At 67.9% G+C, this 3,329-nt stretch carries 2 pseudogenes; both read left to right on the plus strand.

Annotated elements, in window-relative coordinates:
• A pseudogene (locus NW75_RS21360) lies at positions 1–879 on the plus strand (DUF6504 family protein); the annotation flags it as partial.
• Positions 876–3,329, plus strand: a pseudogene (locus NW75_RS21365) (error-prone DNA polymerase); the annotation flags it as partial. The pseudogenes NW75_RS21360 and NW75_RS21365, both read left to right, overlap by 4 nt.

The following is a 3,329-nucleotide window of genomic DNA, read 5'->3' on the forward strand; positions in this document are numbered from 1 at the left end:
GCCCCCCGTCATCCCGCCCGAAGCGATCGCCGTCGTGCAACGCTTCGCCGAGCCGATCGCCACCGCCGAAGCGATCGCGCATTGGCTCGGGGGTGTTGATGCCGCGCCTCGTCACCGCACTGGCCGAAGCGGGGCTCGGCGCGCGCCTGATCGATCTGGTCGCCGATCGCATCGACGGCGTGCCGCAGCGCCTGCGGCATCGGCCTCGCCCGCCCGACTCGCGACGGCGCGCATCTGCTGCGGCTGATCGTGCGCCGGATCGAGGAAATCGCGCCGGGCTATGGCATCGATGCGCTCGCGCTCCACGTCCGCCGCGCCGATCCGCTCGGCGCCGAGCCCTTTGCCGAAACGCTCGAAGACCGCGCGCCCGATCTTGCGCCGCTGATCGACACGCTCGCCAACCGCATTGGCATAAGCGCGCTGTGGCGCAGCGTGGCGGTCGAAAGCGACGTGCCCGAACGCTCGGTCGCCACCGCCCCGCCGCTCGACCCACCGGCACGCGCCGCACCCAAGATCAAGCCCGACGATGTCCGCCAGCTCGATCGCTCGCGCCCGCTGCATCCCTGGGATCCGCGCTGGCCGCGCCCGGTGCGGCTGTTGCGGCGGCCCGAACTGCTCGACCATGTCCTCGCCGAATTGCCCGACCAGCCGCCCAAGCGCTTCACCTGGCGCGGCATGGCGCACCGCGTGGTCCGCGCCGACGGCCCCGAACGCATTCTCGGTGAATGGTGGAAGCGCGGCACCGAGCGGCACAGCGTGCGCGACTATTTCCAGGTCGAGGATGAAGCCGGGCAGCGTTTCTGGCTGTTCCGTCGCGGCGATGGCGAACGCGGCGAGACGGGCGATCTTGCCTGGTTCATGCACGGAGCGTTCGGGTGACGTGGTGCGAGCTTCAGGTGACGACGCATTACAGCTTCCTGCGCGGCGCGTCCTCGCCCGAGCATCTGTTCCAGGCCGCCGCCATCGCCGGGATGCCCGCGCTCGGCATTACCGATCGCAATTCGGTCGGCGGGGTGGTGCGCGGGCTGGTCGCGGCCGAGCAAATGTCGGCGATCCGCCCGATCCGGCTGGTCGCGGGCTGTCGGCTCGATCTGGTCGATGGCACATCGGTGCTGGTCTGGCCCGAGGATCGCGTCGGCTGGAGCCGCCTCACCCGGCTGCTGACGCTCGGCAAGGGCCGCGCCGCTCCGCAAAAGGGCGAAAAAGGCCAGTGCTTCCTGCATTGGGAGGATGTCGCGGCGCATGCCGAGGGGCTGGTCGCAGCGCTCGTCCCCGGCCTCACCGAAACCTTCGCTGAAGACGATCAGGCGTTGCGCTGGATGGCGGATGTGTTCGGCACGCGCGGTCACCTCTGCCTGACCCAGCACCGCCGCCCCGGCGATGCGCAGCGGCTCCACACGCTCGACGCGCACGCCCGGCACTTCGGCCTGACCCCGCTCGCCACGGGCGACGTGCTCTATGACGTGCCCGAGCGGCGGATGCTGCAGGACGTCGTCACCGCGATCCGCCACCGCTGCACGATCGACGCGCTCGGCCATTCTCGCGAACGCAGCGCCGACCGCCATCTCAAAGGCCCCATGGAAATGGCGCGCCGTTTCAGGCTGCACCCGCACGCGCTCGCCGCCGCCGCCGCGATCGTCGAACGCTGCACCTTCAGCTTGCGCGAATTGAAGGACCAGTATCGCTATCCCGACGAGATCGTGATGACCCAGCGCACCCCGCAGGAAGCGCTGGCGGCGATGGCGCGCACCGCGCTGGCCGATCGCTTCGACGGCACGCCCCCGCCCGCTTATACCAGCTTGCTCGAACACGAACTCGGCCTGGTCGCGCATATGGGCTATGCGCCCTATTTCCTGACGGTGAATTCGATCGTGCGCTATGCCCGCAGCCAGGGCATTTTGTGCCAGGGGCGCGGATCGGCGGCGAATTCGGTGATTTGCTTCGTGCTCGGCATCACCTCGATCGATCCGGTCAAGCACAAGCTGCTGTTCGAACGCTTCATCTCCACCGAACGCCACGAACCGCCCGACATCGACGTCGATTTCGAACACGAACGGCGCGAGGAAGTGATCCAGTGGATCTACGACACCTATGGGCAGAACCACGCCGCGCTCACCGCCGTCGTCAGCCGCTATCGCTCGCGCGGCGCAGTGCGCGAAGTCGGCAAGGCGCTGGGCCTGCCCGAGGACATGACCGCCGCGCTCGCCTCGCAAATCTGGGGCTGGTCGAATGACGGCGTGCCCGAGGAGCATGTCGCCGCGCTCAACCTCGATGCCAGCGAGCCGCGCCTCGCGCTGACGCTCGACCTCGCCACGCAATTGATCGGCACGCCGCGCCATTTGTCGCAGCATCCCGGCGGCTTCGTGCTCGCGCATGACCGGCTCGACGATCTGGTGCCGGTCGAACCCGCCGCGATGGCCGATCGCCGTGTGGTCGAATGGGAAAAGCTCGATGTCGAGGAAATCGGGTTGATGAAGGTCGATATCCTGGGGCTCGGGATGCTCGGCTGCCTGCGCCGCTGTTTCGATCTGCTGCGCGATCATAAGGGCATCGACCTGCGGCTCGACAGTGCCGAGTTGCAGGAGGACGACCCCGCCACTTTTTGCGATGATTCAAGAGGCCGACACGCTGGGCACCTTCCAGATCGAAAGCCGCGCGCAAATGTCGATGCTGCCGCGCATGCGCCCCGAAAATTTCTACGACATCGCGATCCAGGTGGCGATCGTCCGCCCCGGCCCAATCCAAGGCGACATGGTCCACCCCTATCTCAAACGCCGCGAACAACGCCGCATCGGCAAGGTTGAGATCCAATATCCCAGCCCGAAGCTGCGCGAGGTGCTGGAGAAGACGCTGGGCGTGCCGCTGTTCCAGGAACAGGCGATGCAGGTTGCCATCCTCGGTGCCGGGTTCAGCGCGGGCGAGGCCGACCGGCTGCGCCGCGCGATGGCGACCTTCAAGATGACCGGCGGCGTCGGCAAATTCCGCGATCCGCTGATCGAAGGGATGCGCGCCAACGGCATCAGCCAGGATTTCGCGGAGCGGCTGGTCAAGCAGATCGAGGGCTTTGGCAGCTATGGCTTCCCCGAAAGCCACGCGGCGAGCTTCGCCAAGATCGCTTACGCCTCGGCCTGGCTGAAATGCCACCACCCCGACATCTTCTGCGCGGCGCTGCTCAACGCCCAGCCGATGGGCTTTTACGCCCCCGCGCAAATCGTCCGCGACGCGCGCGAACATGGCGTGCGGGTGGTGCCGGTGTGCGTCAACCGGAGTGATTGGGACACCATCCTTCTCCCTCTCCCTCCGGGGAGAGGGCCGGGGAGAGGGGGGAC

The organism is Sphingomonas sp. Ant H11 (assembly GCF_000797515.1).
Classification (GTDB): domain Bacteria; phylum Pseudomonadota; class Alphaproteobacteria; order Sphingomonadales; family Sphingomonadaceae; genus Sphingomonas.